Source organism: Aeromonas sp. ZOR0002 (genome assembly GCF_963866995.1).
Lineage (GTDB): Bacteria > Pseudomonadota > Gammaproteobacteria > Enterobacterales > Aeromonadaceae > Aeromonas > Aeromonas caviae.
Genome location: NZ_CAWMFQ010000363.1, coordinates 1 through 2,136, shown reverse-complemented (window position 1 = coordinate 2,136; position 2,136 = coordinate 1). Strand labels below are relative to the sequence as shown.

Here is a 2,136-nt window from a genome sequence, read left to right as displayed (position 1 = left end):
CTGCTGCTGGAGAACTGCCACCCCGGGCTGCCTGCCGGTGAACGTCCGGCCCGCATCGCTCACGATGAAGCCTGGGCCCGGCGTTTCGAGTGCGAGCCCCTGACCCGGGTGCTTGCCGACTGGTACCGCCAGGGCGTCTTCGCCGACCTGGACGACGATGCCCGCACCCGCCAGGCCGCACGCCGCCTTGGCAACGACGGCAAGGCCGTGGCCGCCATGCTGAGGGCCACGTCCCTGGGGCGGCAGCCGGATCTCGCCCCCTGGCTTCGGGATACCCGGCTGCCGGTGCAGTGGATCTCCGGCAACCGGGATCACAAATTCCATGCCCTCGCTTGCCAGTTGGTAAAGCAAGGCTGCAATATCAAACACTTGGCTCTGGATGGCGGACACAATCTGCACACAAGCCAGCCCGATACCTTTGCCCGGCTCCTGCGGGAGTGGGCTCACCAACCAGAAGAGAAGATCCATGATTGAAGCAATGACGGAAGCCGAGCTCTATGCCCCTGTCGAGTGGCACGACTGCTCCGCCGGTTACGAGGACATCCTCTATCACAAGTCCCCAGAGGGCATTGCCAAGATCACCATCAACCGTCCCCAGGTGCGCAACGCCTTCCGCCCCCGTACCGTGAAAGAGATGCTGCAAGCCCTGGCCGATGCCCGCTACGACGACAAGGTCGGCTCCATCATCCTCACCGGCTTCGGCGAGAAGGCCTTCTGCGCCGGCGGCGACCAGAAGATCCGCGGCGACTACGGTGGCTACAAGGACGATGAAGGTACCCATCACCTCAACGTGCTCGACTTCCAGCGTGACATCCGTACCTGCCCCAAACCCGTGGTGGCCATGGTGGCTGGCTACGCCGTCGGTGGCGGCCACGTGCTGCACATGATGTGCGACCTGACCATCGCCGCCGACAACGCCCAGTTCGGCCAGACCGGCCCCAAGGTGGGCTCCTTCGACGGCGGCTGGGGCGCCTCCTACATGGCCCGCATCGTCGGCCAGAAGAAGGCTCGGGAGATCTGGTTCCTCTGCCGCCTCTACGACGCCAAACAGGCCCTCGACATGGGGCTGGTCAACACCGTCGTGCCCCTGGCCGAGCTGGAGCGTGAAACCGTGCGCTGGTGCCGCGAGATGCTGCAACACAGCCCCATGGCCCTGCGCTGCCTGAAGGCGGCCCTCAACGCCGACTGCGACGGCCAGGCCGGTTTGCAGGAGCTGGCAGGCAATGCCACCATGCTGTTCTACATGACCGAAGAGGGTCAGGAAGGGCGCAATGCATTCAACGAGAAACGCCGTCCCGACTTCTCCAAATACAAGCGGAATCCCTGATGACACTCGCCCTCTACCGCTACCAACTGCCCTTTACCCAGCCCCTGGCCTTTCACGGTCAGTTGCAGGTAGCGCGCGAGGGCCTGCTGGTACGCATCGACGATGGCTGGGGGGAGATAGCCCCCCTGCCAGGATTTTCCAAAGAGACCCTGGCCGACGCCCAGGCCGAGGCCCTCGACTGTCTGGCGCAGCTGGCGCGGGGACAGACCCCGACGCCACAGCTGCCCTCGGTGCAGTTCGGGCTCGACTGCGCCCGTCGTAGCTGGCCCGAGCAGGGTGCCCCCCTGCCCGAGCCCTATCCGCTGATCCAGGGCTCCCCCCAGGAGCTGCTCAAGAACTGGAAACAGTGGCTGCACGAGACCCCCCTCAAGGCCAAGCTGAAGGTGGCCCGCTACCCCATGCGCGACGAGCTGGCGCTGATCCGGCTGCTGCTCGATCGGCGCCCCAACCTCAAGCTGGTCCTGGACGCCAACCAGGGCTGGACCCGCGAGGAGGCCTGGGCCTTCTGCGGCCACCTGGATCCGAATCGCATCGAATACCTCGAAGATCTGTGCGCCGACTTCGAGGACATCGCCTTCGTCGCCAGCCGCACCGGCATGCCGGTGGCGCTGGACGAACTGCTGGCCCAGGGCAAGCCCTGGGAGCCCATCCCGCAACTGCGCGCCCTGGTGCTCAAGCCGACCCTGCTCGGCGCCCTGGCCAACAGCGAGGCCCTGGTGGCCCGCGCTCGCGAACTGAAGCTCAAGGTGATCGTCTCCTCCTGTTTCGAGTCCGGTCTCGGCCTCGGCCAGCTCGCCCGCCTCGCGGGG

Annotated in this window: 2 protein-coding genes and 1 pseudogene; all 3 read left to right on the top strand. The window is 66.2% G+C overall.

Annotated elements, in window-relative coordinates; genetic code table 11:
• Positions 1–474: pseudogene (locus tag AACR77_RS19370) on the top strand (alpha/beta fold hydrolase); the annotation flags it as partial.
• Complete coding sequence (menB, locus tag AACR77_RS19365) at positions 467–1,327, top strand: 1,4-dihydroxy-2-naphthoyl-CoA synthase (RefSeq protein WP_039039779.1); 861 nt, start codon at positions 467–469, stop codon at positions 1,325–1,327. The pseudogene AACR77_RS19370 and the gene menB, both read left to right, overlap by 8 nt.
• A partial coding sequence (gene menC, locus AACR77_RS19360) for an o-succinylbenzoate synthase (RefSeq protein WP_042880841.1) occupies positions 1,327–2,136 on the top strand: 810 nt, incomplete at its 3' end. The genes menB and menC, both read left to right, overlap by 1 nt.